12 protein-coding genes, 1 tRNA gene, 1 rRNA gene, 1 pseudogene and 1 riboswitch (1 of these 16 cut by a window edge) are annotated in these 17,883 nt (G+C 63.9%); of the genes and pseudogenes, 8 read left to right on the forward strand and 7 right to left on the reverse strand.

Annotated elements, in window-relative coordinates; genetic code table 11:
* Together AB7290_RS38690 and AB7290_RS38695 are read right to left on the reverse strand one after the other, a co-directional pair.
* Positions 1-53: transfer RNA gene (locus tag AB7290_RS38690), tRNA-Ile, on the reverse strand; it reaches 24 nt to the left of the window's first position.
* 188 nt (positions 54-241) lie between these two features.
* A 16S ribosomal RNA gene (locus AB7290_RS38695) occupies positions 242-1,730 on the reverse strand.
* 1,133 nt (positions 1,731-2,863) lie between these two features.
* Here AB7290_RS38695 and AB7290_RS38700 point away from each other — a divergent pair.
* The 3 genes and pseudogenes from AB7290_RS38700 (at position 2,864) to AB7290_RS38710 (ending at position 5,627) form a co-directional block, all read left to right on the forward strand.
* Positions 2,864-4,927, forward strand: a complete 2,064-nt coding sequence (locus AB7290_RS38700) for a M23 family metallopeptidase (RefSeq protein WP_085401948.1) — start codon at positions 2,864-2,866, stop codon at positions 4,925-4,927.
* Between the two features lie 95 nt (positions 4,928-5,022).
* Positions 5,023-5,277 (forward strand): annotated as a pseudogene (locus AB7290_RS38705) (hypothetical protein); the annotation flags it as partial.
* 83 nt (positions 5,278-5,360) lie between these two features.
* On the forward strand, positions 5,361-5,627 hold the full coding sequence (locus AB7290_RS38710) for a hypothetical protein (RefSeq protein WP_071909352.1): 267 nt from the start codon (positions 5,361-5,363) through the stop codon (positions 5,625-5,627).
* Between the two features lie 79 nt (positions 5,628-5,706).
* Here AB7290_RS38710 and clpB read toward each other — a convergent pair whose 3' ends face one another.
* Complete coding sequence (gene clpB, locus AB7290_RS38715; protein WP_085401946.1) at positions 5,707-8,346, reverse strand: ATP-dependent chaperone ClpB; 2,640 nt, start codon at positions 8,344-8,346, stop codon at positions 5,707-5,709.
* A 241-nt stretch (positions 8,347-8,587) separates the two neighbouring features.
* Between clpB and AB7290_RS38720 the strand changes: the two genes are divergently transcribed.
* Positions 8,588-9,376 (forward strand): MOSC domain-containing protein, encoded by a 789-nt coding sequence (locus AB7290_RS38720; RefSeq protein WP_085401945.1) that lies wholly within the window; start codon positions 8,588-8,590, stop codon positions 9,374-9,376.
* Positions 9,377-9,501: 125 nt separating this feature from the next.
* On the opposite strand, the gene AB7290_RS38725 is transcribed toward AB7290_RS38720, so the two are convergent.
* Positions 9,502-10,188 carry an NlpC/P60 family protein gene (locus AB7290_RS38725; RefSeq protein ID WP_063985774.1) on the reverse strand — a complete coding sequence of 229 codons (687 nt, stop codon included), beginning with the start codon at positions 10,186-10,188 and terminating at the stop codon, positions 9,502-9,504.
* Between the two features lie 215 nt (positions 10,189-10,403).
* On the opposite strand from AB7290_RS38725, the gene AB7290_RS38730 reads away from it, so the two are divergent.
* Entirely contained in the window at positions 10,404-11,267 is an 864-nt protein-coding gene (locus tag AB7290_RS38730; protein WP_085401944.1) for an alpha/beta fold hydrolase, read from the forward strand.
* A gap of 59 nt (positions 11,268-11,326) precedes the next feature.
* On the opposite strand, the gene metW is transcribed toward AB7290_RS38730, so the two are convergent.
* Both metW and metX read right to left on the reverse strand, forming a co-directional pair.
* Positions 11,327-11,989, reverse strand: a complete 663-nt coding sequence (gene metW / locus AB7290_RS38735; protein ID WP_014491669.1) for a methionine biosynthesis protein MetW — start codon at positions 11,987-11,989, stop codon at positions 11,327-11,329.
* Between the two features lie 15 nt (positions 11,990-12,004).
* Positions 12,005-13,207 carry a homoserine O-acetyltransferase MetX gene (metX, locus tag AB7290_RS38740; protein ID WP_085401943.1) on the reverse strand — a complete coding sequence of 401 codons (1,203 nt, stop codon included), beginning with the start codon at positions 13,205-13,207 and terminating at the stop codon, positions 12,005-12,007.
* A gap of 91 nt (positions 13,208-13,298) precedes the next feature.
* A riboswitch (SAM riboswitch) is annotated at positions 13,299-13,378 on the reverse strand.
* 204 nt (positions 13,379-13,582) lie between these two features.
* Between metX and AB7290_RS38745 the strand changes: the two genes are divergently transcribed.
* Genes AB7290_RS38745 through AB7290_RS38755 form a run of 3 tightly spaced genes read left to right on the forward strand, consistent with a single transcriptional unit; the run spans position 13,583 to position 16,497 of the window.
* Entirely contained in the window at positions 13,583-14,431 is an 849-nt protein-coding gene (locus AB7290_RS38745; protein ID WP_085401942.1) for a chorismate mutase, read from the forward strand.
* A 36-nt stretch (positions 14,432-14,467) separates the two neighbouring features.
* Positions 14,468-15,562 carry a pyridoxal phosphate-dependent aminotransferase gene (locus tag AB7290_RS38750; protein ID WP_063986730.1) on the forward strand — a complete coding sequence of 365 codons (1,095 nt, stop codon included), beginning with the start codon at positions 14,468-14,470 and terminating at the stop codon, positions 15,560-15,562.
* Entirely contained in the window at positions 15,559-16,497 is a 939-nt protein-coding gene (locus AB7290_RS38755) for a prephenate/arogenate dehydrogenase family protein (protein ID WP_014491665.1), read from the forward strand. The genes AB7290_RS38750 and AB7290_RS38755 overlap by 4 nt, the downstream gene beginning before the upstream one ends.
* Positions 16,498-16,605: 108 nt before the next feature.
* On the opposite strand, the gene AB7290_RS38760 is transcribed toward AB7290_RS38755, so the two are convergent.
* Positions 16,606-17,790, reverse strand: coding sequence for a DUF2125 domain-containing protein (locus AB7290_RS38760; RefSeq protein ID WP_085401941.1), 1,185 nt, complete (start codon positions 17,788-17,790; stop codon positions 16,606-16,608).
* Positions 17,791-17,883 lie beyond the last annotated feature (93 nt).

Here is a 17,883-nt window from a genome sequence, read left to right on the forward strand (position 1 = left end):
TTCCGACCTCACGCTTATCAAGCGCGCGCTCTAACCAACTGAGCTACAAGCCCCTAACGCATATCCAGTCAAGGACCAGGGATTCTGCAAGCCTGCAGCCCCAGCGCGTGTTCGTCCGCGAAGAAAGAGAAACGAAGACGGCGAAATCCCGCCAATGCAGCTCAACAATCCTGACGATCGTTGGCCACTGATGTTTCTAAAACGGTTCGATAGAAGCAAGCTTCTGAAGAACCATCCTTAGAAAGGAGGTGATCCAGCCGCAGGTTCCCCTACGGCTACCTTGTTACGACTTCACCCCAGTCGCTGACCCTACCGTGGCCGGCTGCCTCCATTGCTGGTTAGCGCACCGTCTTCAGGTAAAACCAACTCCCATGGTGTGACGGGCGGTGTGTACAAGGCCCGGGAACGTATTCACCGTGGCGTGCTGATCCACGATTACTAGCGATTCCAACTTCATGGGCTCGAGTTGCAGAGCCCAATCCGAACTGAGACGGCTTTTTGAGATTTGCGAAGGGTCGCCCCTTAGCATCCCATTGTCACCGCCATTGTAGCACGTGTGTAGCCCAGCCCGTAAGGGCCATGAGGACTTGACGTCATCCCCACCTTCCTCGCGGCTTATCACCGGCAGTCTCCTTAGAGTGCTCAACTAAATGGTAGCAACTAAGGACGGGGGTTGCGCTCGTTGCGGGACTTAACCCAACATCTCACGACACGAGCTGACGACAGCCATGCAGCACCTGTGTTCCAGGCTCCGAAGAGAAGGTCACATCTCTGCGACCGGTCCTGGACATGTCAAGGGCTGGTAAGGTTCTGCGCGTTGCGTCGAATTAAACCACATGCTCCACCGCTTGTGCGGGCCCCCGTCAATTCCTTTGAGTTTTAATCTTGCGACCGTACTCCCCAGGCGGAATGCTTAAAGCGTTAGCTGCGCCACTAGTGAGTAAACCCACTAACGGCTGGCATTCATCGTTTACGGCGTGGACTACCAGGGTATCTAATCCTGTTTGCTCCCCACGCTTTCGTGCCTCAGCGTCAGTATCGGGCCAGTGAGCCGCCTTCGCCACTGGTGTTCTTGCGAATATCTACGAATTTCACCTCTACACTCGCAGTTCCACTCACCTCTCCCGAACTCAAGATCTTCAGTATCAAAGGCAGTTCTGGAGTTGAGCTCCAGGATTTCACCCCTGACTTAAAGACCCGCCTACGCACCCTTTACGCCCAGTGATTCCGAGCAACGCTAGCCCCCTTCGTATTACCGCGGCTGCTGGCACGAAGTTAGCCGGGGCTTATTCTTGCGGTACCGTCATTATCTTCCCGCACAAAAGAGCTTTACAACCCTAGGGCCTTCATCACTCACGCGGCATGGCTGGATCAGGGTTGCCCCCATTGTCCAATATTCCCCACTGCTGCCTCCCGTAGGAGTTTGGGCCGTGTCTCAGTCCCAATGTGGCTGATCATCCTCTCAGACCAGCTACTGATCGTCGCCTTGGTGAGCCATTACCTCACCAACTAGCTAATCAGACGCGGGCCGATCTTTCGGCGATAAATCTTTCCCCGTAAGGGCTTATCCGGTATTAGCACAAGTTTCCCTGTGTTGTTCCGAACCAAAAGGTACGTTCCCACGCGTTACTCACCCGTCTGCCGCTGACGTATTGCTACGCCCGCTCGACTTGCATGTGTTAAGCCTGCCGCCAGCGTTCGCTCTGAGCCAGGATCAAACTCTCAAGTTGGACTTGAACTTTGAACCGGCTGATCACAACGTTTGACGAGGTCCCACCATTATTTCGACAACCGAAGTCGCCGAGCTGCCCGCGATTCACATCGCTGGCAGCGATGGTGTTTCCTTTAAAACGTGTACCGCCGAAGTCTTTCGTCCCCTCTCAGAACTCAAAAGCCGAAGCTCTTCAGTGTCCGAGAGGCGCAAGGACTCCGCCGTCCACGTTTCTCTTTCTTCATCTTCACTTGTCAAACAGCCCGGGACCACGAGGCCCCAACCTTCCAGAGTGGAAGGGTTCCGACACCCTTACCGACGATGAATGAACTCCAATCGACTTACGTCGACTGTTGTGTCACTCAACAAGGTGAGGAGCATCAGTGGCGCGTTCGCTCGCCTCGGTCAGTGACCCGGCGGCGCCGCGCTCAGTGGTCGGGTTATAGGCCCCCCCGCCCGGGATTGTCAACGCCCATTGTCAACAAATCGTCGCACGGTGGATCATCGAAAAAAAATCCCGCGATTCCAGTCAATTAGAAGGGCCGCCAATGGCCGGATCAAAGCTGCACCGCAAAAAATCTCGAAAAAAGTTTGCCCGCCGGCCGGCTCCGGAGGGGGCTTTGGACGCCTCTCCAGGCACCCCCCCCTGCGTCCTTCCAGACGCCCCCGGGGCCGGACAGGCGGAGGCCCATCCAGGCCGGACCGAGCCCTCGTCCATGGCAGACGAGCCCCATCCAAGGCTGGACCGAGCTCCACCCCAGGCCAAACCTAGTCCCCCGGACCCGGCCAGACGGGCTTCTTGCGCCCGGCCGTTCAGGAAACTTTTTCCATATTAGGCGCCGTACTAGAGCCACAATCCCGCGGCGTTCTGGTACAGACAAGCTTGAATCGCGGGATGCCAGTGGGGGCTGCCGGCGATTTTCATGGGGTCAGAGGAAGGCATCTTGCAGATGACGCGGCCTTCCTTCGACATTCGAGAGACATCGAGAGACCTTTACCCGTCCAGCTGTTCGTAATTTCGGCCGGCCCCATCGAGGGCCTTCTGAGCGCGGGCGCCTGTGCGGCTTGCCTTTTCCGGCGATCCCCCTTCAAGAGGGCGGCCAGGAAGGGTTCGAAAGCAGGCATCTTGGGTCGTTGATTGGGGGACTTGGTTTGAACCACAGGACGTCGCGCGGCGCTTACGGGCGTGAGACCGGGATCATCGATCTCGGCCACGAGCCGCCGCTGTCCGTCGATGGTTCCGAGGCCGCCGTCATCGATCGCCGCCGCGTTTCCGTGCAATGGTTCAGCGGGACAATTCTGACCGGACTCTGCGGCGCAGCCCTGATCGGCGGCGCCGTTTTCGCTTCTCTCGACGGTGAGATGACCTTCGCCAAGGTGCCTGAGCGCGTCGAAGGCGCGCTGCGCGGCGCATTCGGCGCGGCCGATCGCGCCGCCACGCTGCACAAGAGCGACCGCCTGCCGCCGCCGAACGAATCCACGGCCTCGCGCAACATCGTGCGCGTCTCCACCGTCGCCCGCGTCGGCAACCGCGACGTGATGCGAGTGCGCCCGTTCGTCCGGATCGCCGGCAATCTGTCGATGACGACGAGCGATCTGTCGGCGAAAATCCCGCCGTTCAACGCCCAGCGCCTGCTCACCGATGTCGGCTCCGATCCGAAGACCGCGGCGGAAGATCCGAACAATCCCGAAGCCGTCGAGCCCGATGCCGAAGTCTCCTTCGTCACCAAGGACCTGTCGCCGGTGCTGCCGAAGGCCAAGATTTCCGCCGTGGTGGCGCTCGACGACATCCTGATGCGGGTGCGCGACGCCGCCAACTGGCGCGGCAATGGCGGGGTGCGCTACGCCTCGCTCGCCAATGCCACCGCCGACGTCTCCGGCGCGACCGGCCCCTCCGACATGAAGATGGCCTACGCCACCGAAGCGTCGGCGTCCGATCCCTATGCCGGCTTCGAGACGCGCGTGGTGCCGGAAAACGTCACGCTGCTGCCGAAGACCAAGGAGCAGATCACCGGCGGCAATCCCAACGGCGAACGCGTCCACGTGGTCAAGAAGGGCGACAGCGTCGGCTCCGTCCTGCGCGATCTCGGCGCGACGGCCGAGGAGATCAAGGCGATCACCGCGACGCTCGGTCCGCGCGGCCGCGACGGCGGCCTGAAGGAAGGCGAAAAGCTCCGCATCCTGATGGCGCCCGCAAGCCCCGGCGCCCGCCTCCAACCCTATCGCGTCGTGGTTGCAAACGACACCATGGTCGAGGCGATCGCGGCGCTGTCCGATCTCGGCAAATACGTCGCGGTCGACGTCTCCAGCATGAACACCGTCGCCGATGCCGCGGCCAGCGCCAACAGCGACGACGATGACGACGATGACGGCACCGGCGTGCGGCTCTACCAGAGCATCTACGAGACCGCGATGCGCAACAAAGTCCCGATGCCGGTCATCGAGGACATGATCAAGATCTACTCCTACGACGTCGATTTCCAGCGCAAGGTCGCGCCGGGCGATTCATTCGACGTGTTCTACGCCGGCGAAGAAGAGGGCACGACGTCGAACGAAAAGAACGACGTGCTGTTCGCCTCCCTCACGGTCGGCGGCGAGACCAAGAAATACTACCGCTACCAGAGCCCCGACGACGGCGTCGTCGACTACTATGACGAGACCGGCAAGAGCGCGAAAAAATTCCTGGTCAGGAAGCCCGTCAACAACGCGATCATGCGCTCCGGCTTCGGCGGCCGCCGCCATCCGATCCTGGGCTATGTGAAGATGCACACCGGCGTTGACTGGGCCACCTCCTACGGCACGCCGATCTTCGCTTCCGGCAACGGCGTGCTCGAGAAGGTCGGCCCCGAAGGCGGCTACGGCAAATATATCCGCATCAAGCACTCCAACGGCTACGAGACCGCCTACGGCCACATGTCGGCCTTCGCCAAGGGCATGGAGATCGGCAAGAAGGTGCGGCAGGGTCAGGTGATCGGCTTCGTCGGTTCGACCGGCCAGTCGACCGGCCCTCACGTCCACTACGAAATCCTGGTCAACGGCCGCTTCGTCGATCCGCTGCGCGTGAAACTGCCGCGCGGCCGTTCGCTGGAAGGCACGGTGCTCGCGGGCTTCGAGAAGGAACGCGACCGGCTCGACGCCATGATGAGCGGCCGCAACGGCGCCATCGCCCGCATTTCGGACGCAACCGGCGGCCCGTTGCAGGTCACCAACCGCTGATCCCTAACCGGCCGAAATCGACCGGACATCTCTGGAAAACATGATCTGGATGCGACGTCGTTTCACGGCGTTACAACGTCAAGTTTCGTTTGCCAAAGCGGCATCAAGGCATCGCGCGCGGGAGCGACGGCAGGCTGATCGTGGCGGAAGTGGGCGCCAGGCGACTAATCGAGATCGCGCCGGACAGCGGCAAGGTCACCGAGATCGCTGCCAATCTTCCGATCGGGCTGATGGGCGCACCCGGGGGCCTGCCCAGCAACATCCCGACTGGCGTCGCCATCGGCGCCTCCGGCGTCATCTACTTCTCCTCCGATATCGAGAACGCGATCTACAAGGTCACCAGGAAGTAGCGCGGAGGAAACCAGCCCGGTGGAACCGGCACACGCGTTTCCCGGTTAAATGCTGACGGAAGCCGACCAACAGGAGGATCCCCATGCGGCGCCTCTCACGCGACGATGTCGTCAAGACCGTGGATCGAGCCGACGAAGTCACCATCGCCCAGATCATCGGAACCGGCGCGACGGTCGAGGAACTCGCCGAAGCCCAGGCCTGGCTCGCCAATGACGAGCCGATGATCAATGATTTGCGCCCGCTGGCGCACGGACGCGTGCGCGAGCTTGTCGACATCCTGTCGGAGCTCGATGAGGACAGCGACGAGCAAGGTCCAGCCGAACCCGGCTCAACATCCGCGGTCAACTAGAGCGAACCTCGTCAAAGCAATTCGCCCCGGAGAGTTGGCCTCTCCGGGGCGATTTTTCGTTTTGCAGTGAGCGCGACGATCAGTTCAATTTCCGCTTCGACACCGGCGCCTCGAACTGGGCGATCTCCGCGGTCTGCGGCGCGTTGCCGTTGAAGGTCAGCACGTTGCCTGCGGCGGAGATCGCGACCGTGTCGCCGTCCCTGATATCGCCAGCCAGAATCATTTCGGCGAGCGGATCCTGCACGTAGCGCTGGACCACCCGCTTCAGCGGCCTTGCGCCGTAGGCGGGATCCCAGCCTTTGGCAGCGAGCCAGTCGCGGCCGGCGGCATCGAGCGTCAGCACGATCTTGCGATCGGTCAGGAGCTTTTGCAGCCGGGCGAACTGGATCTCGACGATCCGGCCCATCTCGCTCCTCTGCAGGCGGTGGAACAGGATGATCTCGTCGACACGGTTCAGGAACTCGGGCCGGAAATGCCCACGCACCATTCCCATCACCTGTTCACGCACCGCTGAGGTGTCTTCGCCCTCCGGTTGATTCACCAAATACTCCGAACCGAGGTTCGAGGTCATGATGATCAGCGTGTTGCGGAAATCGACGGTGCGACCCTGGCCATCGGTCAGGCGGCCGTCGTCGAGCACCTGCAACAGGACGTTGAAGACGTCAGGATGCGCCTTCTCGATCTCGTCGAACAGCACCACCTGATAGGGCCGGCGCCGCACCGCTTCGGTGAGCGCGCCGCCCTCGTCATAGCCGACATAGCCGGGAGGCGCACCGATCAGCCGCGAGACCGAGTGCTTCTCCATGTACTCGGACATGTCGAGGCGGACCATCGCGGTCTCGTCGTTGAACAGGTACTCCGCCAGCGCCTTGGTCAGCTCGGTCTTGCCGACGCCGGTCGGCCCCAGGAACATGAACGAGCCGGTCGGCCGGTTCGGGTCCTGCAGGCCCGCACGCGAGCGGCGCACGGCGGTCGCGACCGCACGCACGGCCTCGGCCTGGCCGACGACGCGCTTGCCGAGCTGCTCCTCCATCTTCAGGAGCTTCTCCTTCTCGCCCTCCAGCATCTTGTCGACGGGCACGCCGGTCCAGCGCGACACCACCTGCGCGATGTGGTTGGCGGTGACCGCCTCCTCCATCATATCGCCGGAGCCCTCACGCGCCTCGATGTCCGCGAGCTGCTTCTCGAGCTGCGGGATCCGGCCATAGGCCAGCTCGCCGGCCTTCTGGAATTCGCCGCGTCGCTGTGCGTCGGCGAGATCGACACGCAGCGCGTCCAGCTCTGACTTCAGCTTCTGGGCGTTGGAGAGCTTGTTCTTCTCCGCGCTCCAGCGCGACGTCAGGGCCGCGGATTTCTCTTCGAGTTCGATGAGCTCCTTCTGAAGCCCCTCGAGACGGGTCTTGGAGCCGAGATCGCTCTCCTTCTTGAGAGCTTCCTGCTCGATCTTGAGCCGGATGATCTCGCGGTCGAGCGAATCCAGCTCTTCCGGCTTGGAATCGACCTGCATCTTCAGCCGCGCGGCCGCCTCGTCCATGAGGTCGATCGCCTTGTCCGGCAGGAAGCGGTCGGTGATGTAGCGGTTGGACAGCGTCGTCGCCGCCACGAGCGCGGAATCGGTGATCCGCACGCCATGGTGCTGCTCGTACTTATCTTTCAACCCGCGGAGGATCGAGATGGTGTCCTCGACGGAGGGCTCGCTGACGAAGATCGGCTGGAAGCGCCGCGCCAGCGCCGCATCCTTTTCGACGTGCTTGCGGTACTCGTCGAGCGTGGTGGCGCCGATGCAGTGCAGCTCGCCGCGCGCGAGCGCGGGCTTGAGCAGGTTGGATGCGTCCATCGCGCCGTCACCCTTGCCGGCGCCGATCAGCGTATGCATCTCGTCGATGAACAGGATGAAATTGCCCTCGCTCGCGGTGACTTCCTGGAGCACGGCCTTCAGCCGCTCCTCGAACTCGCCGCGGTACTTCGCACCCGCAATCAGCGCGCCGAGATCGAGCGAGAGCAGCTTCTTGTCCTGGAGGGTCTCGGGCACGTCGCCGTTGACGATGCGCAGCGCGAGGCCCTCGGCGATGGCGGTCTTGCCGACGCCGGGCTCACCGATCAGCACGGGATTGTTCTTGGTCCGGCGCGACAGCACCTGGATGGTGCGGCGGATCTCCTCGTCGCGGCCGATGACCGGGTCGAGCTTGCCGTCGCGCGCAGCCTGGGTCAGGTCGCGGGCATATTTCTTCAGCGCGTCATAGGCGTTCTCGGCGGTCGCGGAGTCCGCCGTGCGGCCCTTGCGCAGCGCCTCGATCGCAGCATTGAGATTTTGCGGGGTGACGCCGCCCTTGGCCAGGATCGTGCCGGCCTCGCTGGTCTTTTCCAGCGCAAGGCCGAGCAGCAGCCGCTCGACGGTGACAAAGCTGTCGCCGGCCTTCTCGCCGGCCTTTTCGGCGGCGTCGAAAGTGCGGGCGAGCTCGGGCGCCAGATAGATCTGGCCGGCGCCGCCGCCGGAGACCTTCGGCACCTTGTTGAGGGCGTCCTCGGTCGCCTTCAGGATGGCGCGGGAATTGCCGCCGGCGCGGTCGATCAGCCCGGCAGCGAGGCCCTCATTGTCGTCCAGCAGAACCTTCAGGACGTGCAGGGTCGAAAACTGCTGATGCCCCTCGCGTACCGCAAGCGATTGCGCGGACTGAACGAAGCCCCTGGAGCGTTCGGTGTACTTGTCGATGTTCATGTCTTTTCTTTCCCTCGGCCTGCCCCTGGAGCCCTCTAAGGCACTCCAAACGGCATCTTCATTGGGTTTCCGCTGGACGCGTTGACGTTCCTCAACCGGCAGCGGTCGTTATCAGCCGGCGCTGGCGCCGGCCTGACCCAGATGTGGGAAGCTTGGCCTCGGATCGGAAGAGGCGCGTTCACAATTTCGTGCACGGGTCCGCCTGCTTGGCGCCAGCAGGTCGAATCCCTTAAGTAGCGACATGACAGCCAGCCAGACCGCCGAAATCACCGGCCTTTACCGTTACCCGATCAAAGGCCTGACGCCGGAATCCCTGCCCCGGGTCCCCCTGCGGACCGGCCAGACCCTGCCCGCCGACCGCCGCTACGCCATCGAGAACGGACCGAGCGGCTTCGATCCGGAGGCGCCGGCCTGGAAGCCGAAAATCCAGTTCCTGATGTTGGCACGCAATGAGCGGCTGGCGTCCCTCGACAGCCGGTTCGAGGACGCGACCAACCGCCTGACCATCCGCAAGGACGGCCAGATCGTCGCCAGCGGGAACCTCGAGACCACTGCCGGGCGCGCCGCCATCGAGGATTATTTCACGGAGAATTTTCAGCCGGAGCTGAAGGGCCCGCCAAAAGTTCTGTCCGGCCGCGACCACAGCTTTTCCGACGTCGCCCGCAAGGTCGTGTCGATCATCAACCTCGGCAGTGTCCGGGCGATCGAGACCATGCTCGGCGGCGCCGCAGTCAATCCGCTGCGCTTCCGCGCCAATCTCTACGTGAAGGGCTGGCCGGCCTGGTCCGAGCTCGAGCTCGTCGGCGAGACGCTGGCGATCGGCGAGGCCCGGCTCAAGGTGGTCAAGCGCATCGTCCGCTGCCCGGCGGTCAACGTCGATCCCAAGACCGCGCAGCGCGATCTCGAGATACCGCCGACGCTGTCGCGCAATCTCGGCCACATGGATTGCGGCATCTATGCCGAGGTCATCGCCGATGGCGAGATCGGCGTCGGTGACGCGATCGCGGTGGAAGCGCCGAAGCTGGTGTGAGCCGTCCGCCGCTGCCGTAGTGTGGGCAAAGCGAAAGCGTGCCCACCACTCCGGTCCATCTAACTCCGTTGCACCGCCGGTGGGCACGACGCTTGCGCGCCTTTGCCCACCCTACGGCTCCGTCGTCAGTTCGGCATCACATACGCATAGATCCGGCCGCGCGAGACCGGCGCCTCGCGAACACGATTGCCGTTGTTGCCGGAAATCATGATCGGATTGCCCTGCGCGTCCACGCCGGTGATGATGCCGACATGGCCGCCCCGGCGACCGCGCGACATGACCGCGATGGCGCCGACCTGCGGACCGGAGACACGCGTGCCGTAGCGCGCGAACGAGCTCGCCATGTCGGAGCCGGTGCCCTGATGGCCGGTGTGCTGCAGCACCATGTTCATGAAGCGCGCGCACCACAGGCTGCCGCGCCCGGTCGGATTGCCGCCGATATAGCGACGCGCCTCGGACACGAGGCCGGATCCGCCGCCGAAGCCGCCACCGCTATTGGCCATTCCAGGATTGGTCATTCCGTTGTTGGCCATGCCGCCGACATTGGCGTTCGGATTGTAGCTCGCCTGGGTGTCGGCGAAGCCGCTCGCCTGCAACTGCGCCGCGCCGCGCTCGAAGCGCGAGCTGCGGGCATGGTGGCGATAATGACGGTAATGATGATGTCTGGCGTGATGCACGTAAGCGTGCCGCTCTGCGCTATGACGATGATGCGGCCGCGCTGAGGCCGGAGAAACGAACGCGGCAACCGCCGCGAAGAAAATCGCCAGCGCGACAACACAACGCGACAGGCGAGACGCAAACAACTCCAACATACTTCATCCTTCTTGACACCCCACTTCCCCAATCGGCCCGTGCGATGGCCGGCATCCGTCTGGCCGTTAAGCCGCCGGATGTGGCGAGAAAAAGACGCCACGCCCGCGAATAGCTGCGATGATTTTGTGCCGGTGCTGGCTTGAGGCTGCCGCATTGCGGACAACAACGTTAACTGCAATTCTCCAAAGGCGGCTTGAAGAGAGGGAAACAGTTAATGCCCCACGCCACGACCAGAGACGACGTCCGCATCTATTTCGAAGAAGCGGGTCAGGGAACGCCGATTATTTTTCTGCATGAGTTCGCGGCCGACTACACCAATTGGGAGCCGCAGATGCGCTACTTCTCGCGCAGCCATCGCTGCATCACCTATTCCGCGCGCGGCTACACGCCGTCGGACGTGCCTGATGGCGAGGTCTACACCTACAAGCATTTCTACACCGACGCGCTCGCGGTACTCGATCATCTCAAGATCGAGCGCGCGCATCTCGTCGGCCTGTCGATGGGCGCCTATTCGTCACTCCAGATCGGGTTGAACGCGCCGCAGCGCGCGCTGTCGATGACGCTGGCCGGCGTGGGCTCAGGATCGGAGATCGAGAATCTCGACAACTGGCGCAAGCAGTGCCGCGCCAACGCCGAGCAGTTCGAGACGCTCGGCTCCGCCGAGGTCGCAAAGGTCACGCGCGAGGCGCCGAGCCGGATTCCCTTCCTGGTCAAGGATCCGCGCGGCCATGCCGATTTCTACGCCGCACTGGCGCGCCACGATGCCAAGGGCTCCGCGAACACGATGCGCGGCTTCCAGGGCGGCAGGCCATCGATCTTTGCGATGACCGACGCGATCAGAGGCGTAGCGACACCGGCGCTGATCATCTGCGGCGACGAAGACGATCCCTGCGTCGGAGCAAGCCTGTTCCTGAAGAAGCACCTGCCCGCGGCGGGCCTCGCGATGTTTCCGAAATCCGGCCACGTGCTCAATCTCGAAGAGCCCGCGCTGTTCAACGAGAGCGTGGAGCGGTTCGTGACGCTGGTGGAAGCCGGGCGCTGGCCGGTGCGCGATCCGCGGTCGCTGGCGGCGCATTAGACTGCCAGCCGCTGTCATTCCGGGATGCGCCGACAGGCGCAGGCCCGGAATGACGGCAGCTACTTCCCCTGCCCGCGCGTGAGCAAGAACACACCCTGCTCGCCGAACATGTTCCACACCCACCACGGCAACCGCAGCCGCAATGGACGGCCGTAGAGATCCAGCGCCTCGGCGCGCTCCATCTTGACGTCGATCGCGTCGCAGAGCTCGACGAAATCCTTGATGGTGCAGAAATGGATGTTGGCGGTGTCGTACCAGGTCGCCGGCAGATTCTCGGTGCGCGGCATGTGGCCGCCGACCAGGAGCTGGAGCCGCATCTTCCAGAAGCCGAAATTCGGGAACGACACGATGGCGCGGCGGCCGATGCGCAGCAGATTCTCCAGCACGACCCGCGGCTGCCGCGTCGCCTGCAGCGTCTGCGACAGGATGACGTAATCGAAGGCGTCGTCGGGATAATTGACGAGATCGGTGTCGGCATCGCCCTGCACCACCGCGAGGCCCTTGGCGACGCAGCGATTGACGCCCTCGCGCGACAGCTCGATGCCGCGCCCGTCGATGCCGCGGGTCTCCAGAAGCTGGAGCAAATCGCCCTCGCCGCAGCCGACGTCGAGCACTTTCGAGCCGGGCTTGACCATCTCGGCGACCAGCAGATGATCGGCGCGAAACTGGCCTGACTGCTCCGTCGCAACGCCGCCCAGCGGCAGCACTTCCTGCACAGACATCGCTAGCCGTCCTTGTCAGTCAATCCTGCCGGTGAGCCCGCGCGCCTTCCCTGCCGATTGCAGGAAAGCACGGGCGATATCGAAGAATTCTGGCACGTCGAGCAGGAAGGCGTCATGGCCGCGATCGGTCTCGATCTCGGCGAACGACACCCGCGCGCTCGACGCGTTCAGCGCATGCACCAGTGCGCGCGATTCCGCGGTCGGGAACAGCCAGTCGCTGGTGAAGGAGACCACGCAGAAGCGCGTCTCGATGCCCGCGAACGCCTTCGCCAGCACGCCGCCATGGTCGCCGGCGATGTCGAAATAGTCCATCGCACGGGTCAGATAGAGATAGGAGTTGGCGTCGAACCGCTCGACGAAGGACGAGCCCTGGTAGCGCAGATAGCTCTCGACCTGGAAGTCGGCGTCGAACGAGAACGTCGGCAGCTCGCGGTCCTGCATGCGGCGGCCGAACTTGCGATGCAGCGCGGCGTCGGAGAGATAAGTGATGTGCGCGGCCATCCGTGCCACCGCAAGTCCGCGATGCGGATGGATGCCCTGATCCGTGTAGCGGCCGTTGTGCCAGTCGGGATCGGCCATCACGGCCTGGCGGCCGAGCTCGTGGAAGGCGATGTTCTGCGCCGAGTGCCGTGTCGAACAGGCAATCGCCAGCGCGGAGTACACGCGCTTGGGATAGGCCGCGGTCCATTGCAGCACCTGCATGCCGCCCATCGAGCCGCCGACCACCGCGAACAACGTGTCGATGCCGAGCCGGTCGATCAGCATCGCCTGCGCGCGCACCATGTCGGGAATGGTGATGACGGGGAAATCCAGGCCCCACACCTTGCCGGTCGCGGGATTGATCGAGGCCGGCCCGGTCGAGCCCATGCAGCCGCCGATCACGTTGGCGCAAATGATGAAGTAGTGCTGAGGATCAAGAGGTCGGCCGGGACCGACCAGCGTCTCCCACCAACCCGACTTGCCGGTGACGGGATGCACGTTGGCGACATGCTGATCGCCGGTCAGCGCATGGCAGATCAGCACCGCGTTGGAGCGATCAGCGTTGAGCTCGCCATAGGTCTGGTAGGCGATCTGGAACGGGGTGAGATCGATGCCGCAATCGAGCCGCAGCGGCTGCTCGGCGCCGAACTGCGCGACCTGCGAATTCGGATGATCCGCCTCATGCGACCGGTCGTCGGCACTGATCGCGGGACTCGGCACAGACTTGACGCCACCCATCTCTGACATCGCCCTCGTTTGCGATCAGACGTTCGATCGCAGTGACATCAGGCCATGAAAAACCCGGCCTGAACGATAGGTTCGGCCGGGATCGAAAGGGTCCCCGGCCTGTTTAGCGAGTTTTTTAACGTGGCTGCAAGCCGGCCGGCTCAAATGACCACGGAACAGGCAAAACCTACTGTCTTGGGCGGTTTTCGTCAAGTCGCGGTCCGGATTAGCCAAATTCGTCTCTGTCACATCAGCCCAAAAGGACGTCATTTCTCTTTGCTTTCGCCGCCCCGACTGCCTAATCAGGATATCGATCGCAGCGGATCCGAACCTACCAGCTTGCCTGGCCGATCCGCATTGGAACGCCTCTCAACAGTCCAGTCAGATATGTCCCACCGTCCGCCCGCGCCACCATCGCTCCAGGAATTGCGCAAGGAGATCGACGCGATCGACGAGGGCATGCATCGTCTCCTGATGCAGCGCGGCGACATCATCGACCGCCTGATCCAGGTAAAGCAGACCCAGGAGGTCGGCTCGGCGTTCCGCCCGGCGCGCGAGGCCGCCATGATGCGTGACATCGTCCAGCGTCATCGCGGCATCCTGCCGCTCGACACGGTCGAGAGCATCTGGCGCGTCATCATCTCGACGTTCACTTACGTCCAAGCGCCGTTCTCCGTGCATGCCGACATCTCGGTGAGCGAGCCGGCGATGCGCGATTCCGTGCGCTTCCATTTCGGCTTCACGGTGCCTTACGTCGCGCATTTCAGCGCGCAGGCCGCGGTCGAAGCGGTGGCGAAGTCCAAGGGCGATCTGGCGCTGGTCTCGGCGACCTCGAGCCGCACGCCATGGTGGCTGGAGCTGGAAGCGGACGGCGCACCGAAGATCATCGCGCGGATGCCCTTCGTCGAGCGCGCCGACCATCCGGCCGCGCTGCCGGTGTTCGCGATCTCCCGCGTCGCCGACAGCGCCGTGGTGACGGAGGTCGAGACCTTCAGCGTGCGCGTGTCCGGGTGGAACGCCGAGGTCGCGCGGGCGCTGTCGCCGCTCGCCGAGATCGTGGCAGTGCCCGATACCGCCTTCGACGGCGCAGCGCTGCTGGTCTCGGTCACGAGCGCGACCAGCATCGACAAGATCAAGGCTGCCCTGATCGAAGCGGGGGCCTCGGTGCGCTCCACGGCCCTCGTCGGCAGCCACGCAACGCGCTATACGGTGCCCTCGACCGGGTCGAAATCGTAGATCGCGAACCGCCTAAAGCTACTTCCGGAGTTGAAGATGTCCCGCCCCGTGCCGAATCCCGGCATTCTCGATATTGCGCCCTACACGCCCGGCAAGAGCCCGGTGGCTGAGCCGGGCCGCAAGGTGTTCAAGCTCTCGGCCAACGAGACGCCGTTCGGGCCCTCGCCCAAGGCGATCGAGGCGTTCAGGAACGTGGCGGCGCATCTGGAAGACTATCCGGAAGGAACCTCGCGCGTGCTGCGCGAAGCGATCGGGCGCTCTTTCGGGCTCGACCCCAACCGCATCATCTGCGGCGCCGGCTCGGACGAGATCCTCAATCTGCTCGCCCACACCTATCTCAGCCACGGCGACGAGGCGATCTCGACCACGCACGGCTTCCTGGTCTACCCGATCGCGACCATGGCGGTCGGCGCCAAGAACGTGGTCGCGCAGGAGACCAACCTCACCTGCAATGTCGACGCCATCCTCAAGGCGGTGACGCCGAAGACAAAGCTGGTCTGGCTCGCCAATCCCAACAATCCGACCGGCACCTATGTGCCGTTCGACGAGGTCAAGCGGCTGCGCGCCGGCCTGCCGTCGCACGTGCTGCTGGTGCTCGATGCCGCCTATTCCGATTACGTCTCGCGCAACGACTACGAGATGGGGATCGAGCTCGTCGCCACCACCGAGAACACCGTGGTGACGCACACCTTCTCCAAGATCCACGGCCTCGCCGCGCTGCGCGTCGGCTGGATGTTCGGTCCGGAGCACATCATCGACGCGGTCAACCGCATCCGCGGTCCCTTCAACGTGTCGACACCGGCGATGTATGCCGCGGTCGCAGCGATCGAGGACACTGCGCACCAGGCGATGTCGAAGCAGTTCACCGAGACCTGGCGCAACTGGCTCTCCGAGGAGATCGGCAAGCTCGGACTGAAGGTGACGCCCGGCGTCGCCAATTTCGTGCTGATCCACTTCCCGGAAAATGGCAAGACCGCGGACGAGGCCGACGCGTATCTTACCAAGCGCGGGCTGGTGTTGCGCGCGCTGAAGAACTACCGCCTGCCGCATTCGCTGCGCATGACCATCGGCACCGAGGAGGCCAACCGCCTCGTCGTCGAGGGCCTGCGCGACTTCATGGCCGGCAAATGAGCACCACACCGCACTTCCAGCGCGTTGCGCTGATCGGCTTCGGCCTGATCGGCGGCTCGATCGCGCGCGCTGCGAAGCTCCAGGGCTTGGCCTCCGAGATCGTCACCACCGCGCGCTCGGAGAAGACGCGCGCGCGGGTGCTGGAGCTCGGCATCGTCGACCAGGTCGTGGCGACCAATGCGGAAGCGGTGAAGGATGCCGATCTCGTCATCCTCTGCATTCCCGTCGGCGCCTGCGGGCCGGTGGCGCAGGAGATCGCTGCGCATCTCAAGCCGGGCGCGATCGTCTCCGACGTCGGCTCGGTCAAGGGCGCGATCGTCAGGGACATGGCGCCGCATCTGCCGAAGACCATTCATTTCGTGCCCGCGCATCCCGTCGCCGGCACCGAGCATTCGGGTCCCGATTCCGGTTTCGCCGAGCTCTTCATCAACCGCTGGTGCATCCTGACGCCGCCGGAAGGCGTCGATGCGGCGGCCACCGATCGTCTGCGCGCGTTCTGGGCGGCGATGGGCGCCAAGGTCGAGATCATGACGCCGGATCATCATGATCTCGTGCTCGCGATCACCAGCCACCTGCCGCATCTGATCGCCTACACCATCGTCGGCACCGCCGACGAGCTGGCGCAGGTGACGGAGTCCGAGGTCATCAAGTTCTCGGCCGGCGGCTTCCGCGACTTCACCCGCATCGCAGCGTCCGACCCGACGATGTGGCGCGACGTCTTCCTCGCCAACAAGGAAGCCGTGCTGGAGATGCTCGGCACCTTCACCGAGGATCTCGCCAAGCTCACCCGCGCGATCCGGCGCGGCGACGGCGAGGCGCTGTTCGACCACTTCACGCGCACGCGCGCCATCCGCCGCGGCATCGTCGAGATCGGCCAGGATTCGGCAGCGCCGGATTTCGGCCGGCCGCATGCGCAGCTCGGCAAGAAGCCGTAGCCCTCTCGCCTTCGTCATTGCGAGGAGCGTAGCGACGAAGCAATCCAGACTGTTTCCGAAGAGGAAGAGAAAGTCTGGATTGCTTCGCTTCGCTCGCAATGACGGGGATCAATACAGCGGCGGGATCTGCCCGACCTTGACCGGGCCGAGCAGCACGGCACCGTCGACGAACTTCAGCGGGAAGCTCCTCGCCTTCTTGCCTTCAAGCGTGCTCTCGGTGCCGATCGAATTGATGCCGGCCGCAACGCCGGCATTGGCGTTCTGCTTGATGACCTTGCCGAGGCCGGGAACGGCGCGGTCGAGGGCGCCGAACAGATTGTTGAGGTCCTGCGACTTCACGCCCGGCGCAACGCGGTCGAGGGTTGCCTGCGGCACCCCCTCCTCCAGCATCTTCTCGATGCCGAGCGCCGGGATCACGCGCTCGAGGCCGGTCACGGTCATCTGCAATTCGCCGTCGAGTCGGCCATTGGCCGAGAGGCCGAGCGTGCCGGCCGCAACCGCGATCATCTCGCCCTGCTGGACGCGCGACTGCACGATCTCGATGTGACCGCCGGCGGCCTGGATCTCGCGGAAGCGTTGCGGCCACGGCTTTGGGGTGAGGTCGGAGAGGCCCGTGATCTTCGCACGCGTATCCGCCTCGAACGGCTCGGCGAGCAAGGGATGAACGCCCTGGATGCTGCCCTGCGCGACGTGCAGCACGGTCTCGATCACAGGATGATCCGACCGCGACCCGTCTGCGAGGCGACCGTGCAGCTCGACCTGCTTGGCGCGCGCGAGCGGCACCTGCACGCTGCCGTCGAGACGATTGATGACGGGATCGTCGAACACGATGGAGGCGCGATCCGGCACCGCCGGCAGGCCGAACACGCTGCTGCGGCCCTTGCTCCAATTCACCACGAAGGTGTTTTGCGTGACGCCGTCGGTGAGCGTCGCCGGCGCGGAGAATTCGGCGATGACGCGCTTGGGATCGTAGACCTGGGCGACGACCAGGATGTTGTCGAGCTTCGCCGTGAACGGCGTCTTGCTGGCGTTCTGCGACACCAGGGCGACGCTGGCGCCGGAGCACTGGACCTCGAAGCGGAACGGGAAGCCGGCGATCGAGCGCTTGGCGCAATCATAGATGCGGCCGGACTTGGCCTCCTGCGCCCGCCAGGCGTCTGCGGCGATTTCGGCCTGCGAGGCCGCATAGAACCAGAAACAGCTCCACGCGACGGCGAGGATCAGGAGGATAATGGGGGCGATGAAAAGGCCCCAACGGGGGCGGCGGCCTGTGGCAACGGTCATATCTGACATGCGGCGACCCTTTGACCCCAGATTTTGTCAAATGTAAGCGGGGTTCGGCCGCGCCGAAAGGCCGAGAATTCGCTTCGCTTGGGGGCGTCGTTC

Source organism: Bradyrhizobium sp. 613_E4_N2_2 (assembly GCF_052075995.1).
In the GTDB taxonomy this organism is placed as follows: domain Bacteria; phylum Pseudomonadota; class Alphaproteobacteria; order Rhizobiales; family Xanthobacteraceae; genus Bradyrhizobium; species Bradyrhizobium barranii.

What these genes read in the sequence shown, in the direction of transcription:
- AB7290_RS38720 (WP_085401945.1), top strand. Translation starts at nt 8,588, where the DNA reads ATGACAGCCAGCCAGACCGCCGAAATCACCGGCCTTTACCGTTACCCG.
- metX (WP_085401943.1), bottom strand. Translation starts at nt 13,207, where the DNA reads ATGGGTGGCGTCAAGTCTGTGCCGAGTCCCGCGATCAGTGCCGACGAC.
- AB7290_RS38755 (WP_014491665.1), top strand. Translation starts at nt 15,559, where the DNA reads ATGAGCACCACACCGCACTTCCAGCGCGTTGCGCTGATCGGCTTCGGC.
- AB7290_RS38745 (WP_085401942.1), top strand. Translation starts at nt 13,583, where the DNA reads ATGTCCCACCGTCCGCCCGCGCCACCATCGCTCCAGGAATTGCGCAAG.
- AB7290_RS38760 (WP_085401941.1), bottom strand. Translation starts at nt 17,790, where the DNA reads ATGTCAGATATGACCGTTGCCACAGGCCGCCGCCCCCGTTGGGGCCTT.
- AB7290_RS38730 (WP_085401944.1), top strand. Translation starts at nt 10,404, where the DNA reads ATGCCCCACGCCACGACCAGAGACGACGTCCGCATCTATTTCGAAGAA.
- metW (WP_014491669.1), bottom strand. Translation starts at nt 11,989, where the DNA reads ATGTCTGTGCAGGAAGTGCTGCCGCTGGGCGGCGTTGCGACGGAGCAG.
- AB7290_RS38710 (WP_071909352.1), top strand. Translation starts at nt 5,361, where the DNA reads ATGCGGCGCCTCTCACGCGACGATGTCGTCAAGACCGTGGATCGAGCC.
- AB7290_RS38750 (WP_063986730.1), top strand. Translation starts at nt 14,468, where the DNA reads ATGTCCCGCCCCGTGCCGAATCCCGGCATTCTCGATATTGCGCCCTAC.
- clpB (WP_085401946.1), bottom strand. Translation starts at nt 8,346, where the DNA reads ATGAACATCGACAAGTACACCGAACGCTCCAGGGGCTTCGTTCAGTCC.
- AB7290_RS38725 (WP_063985774.1), bottom strand. Translation starts at nt 10,188, where the DNA reads ATGTTGGAGTTGTTTGCGTCTCGCCTGTCGCGTTGTGTTGTCGCGCTG.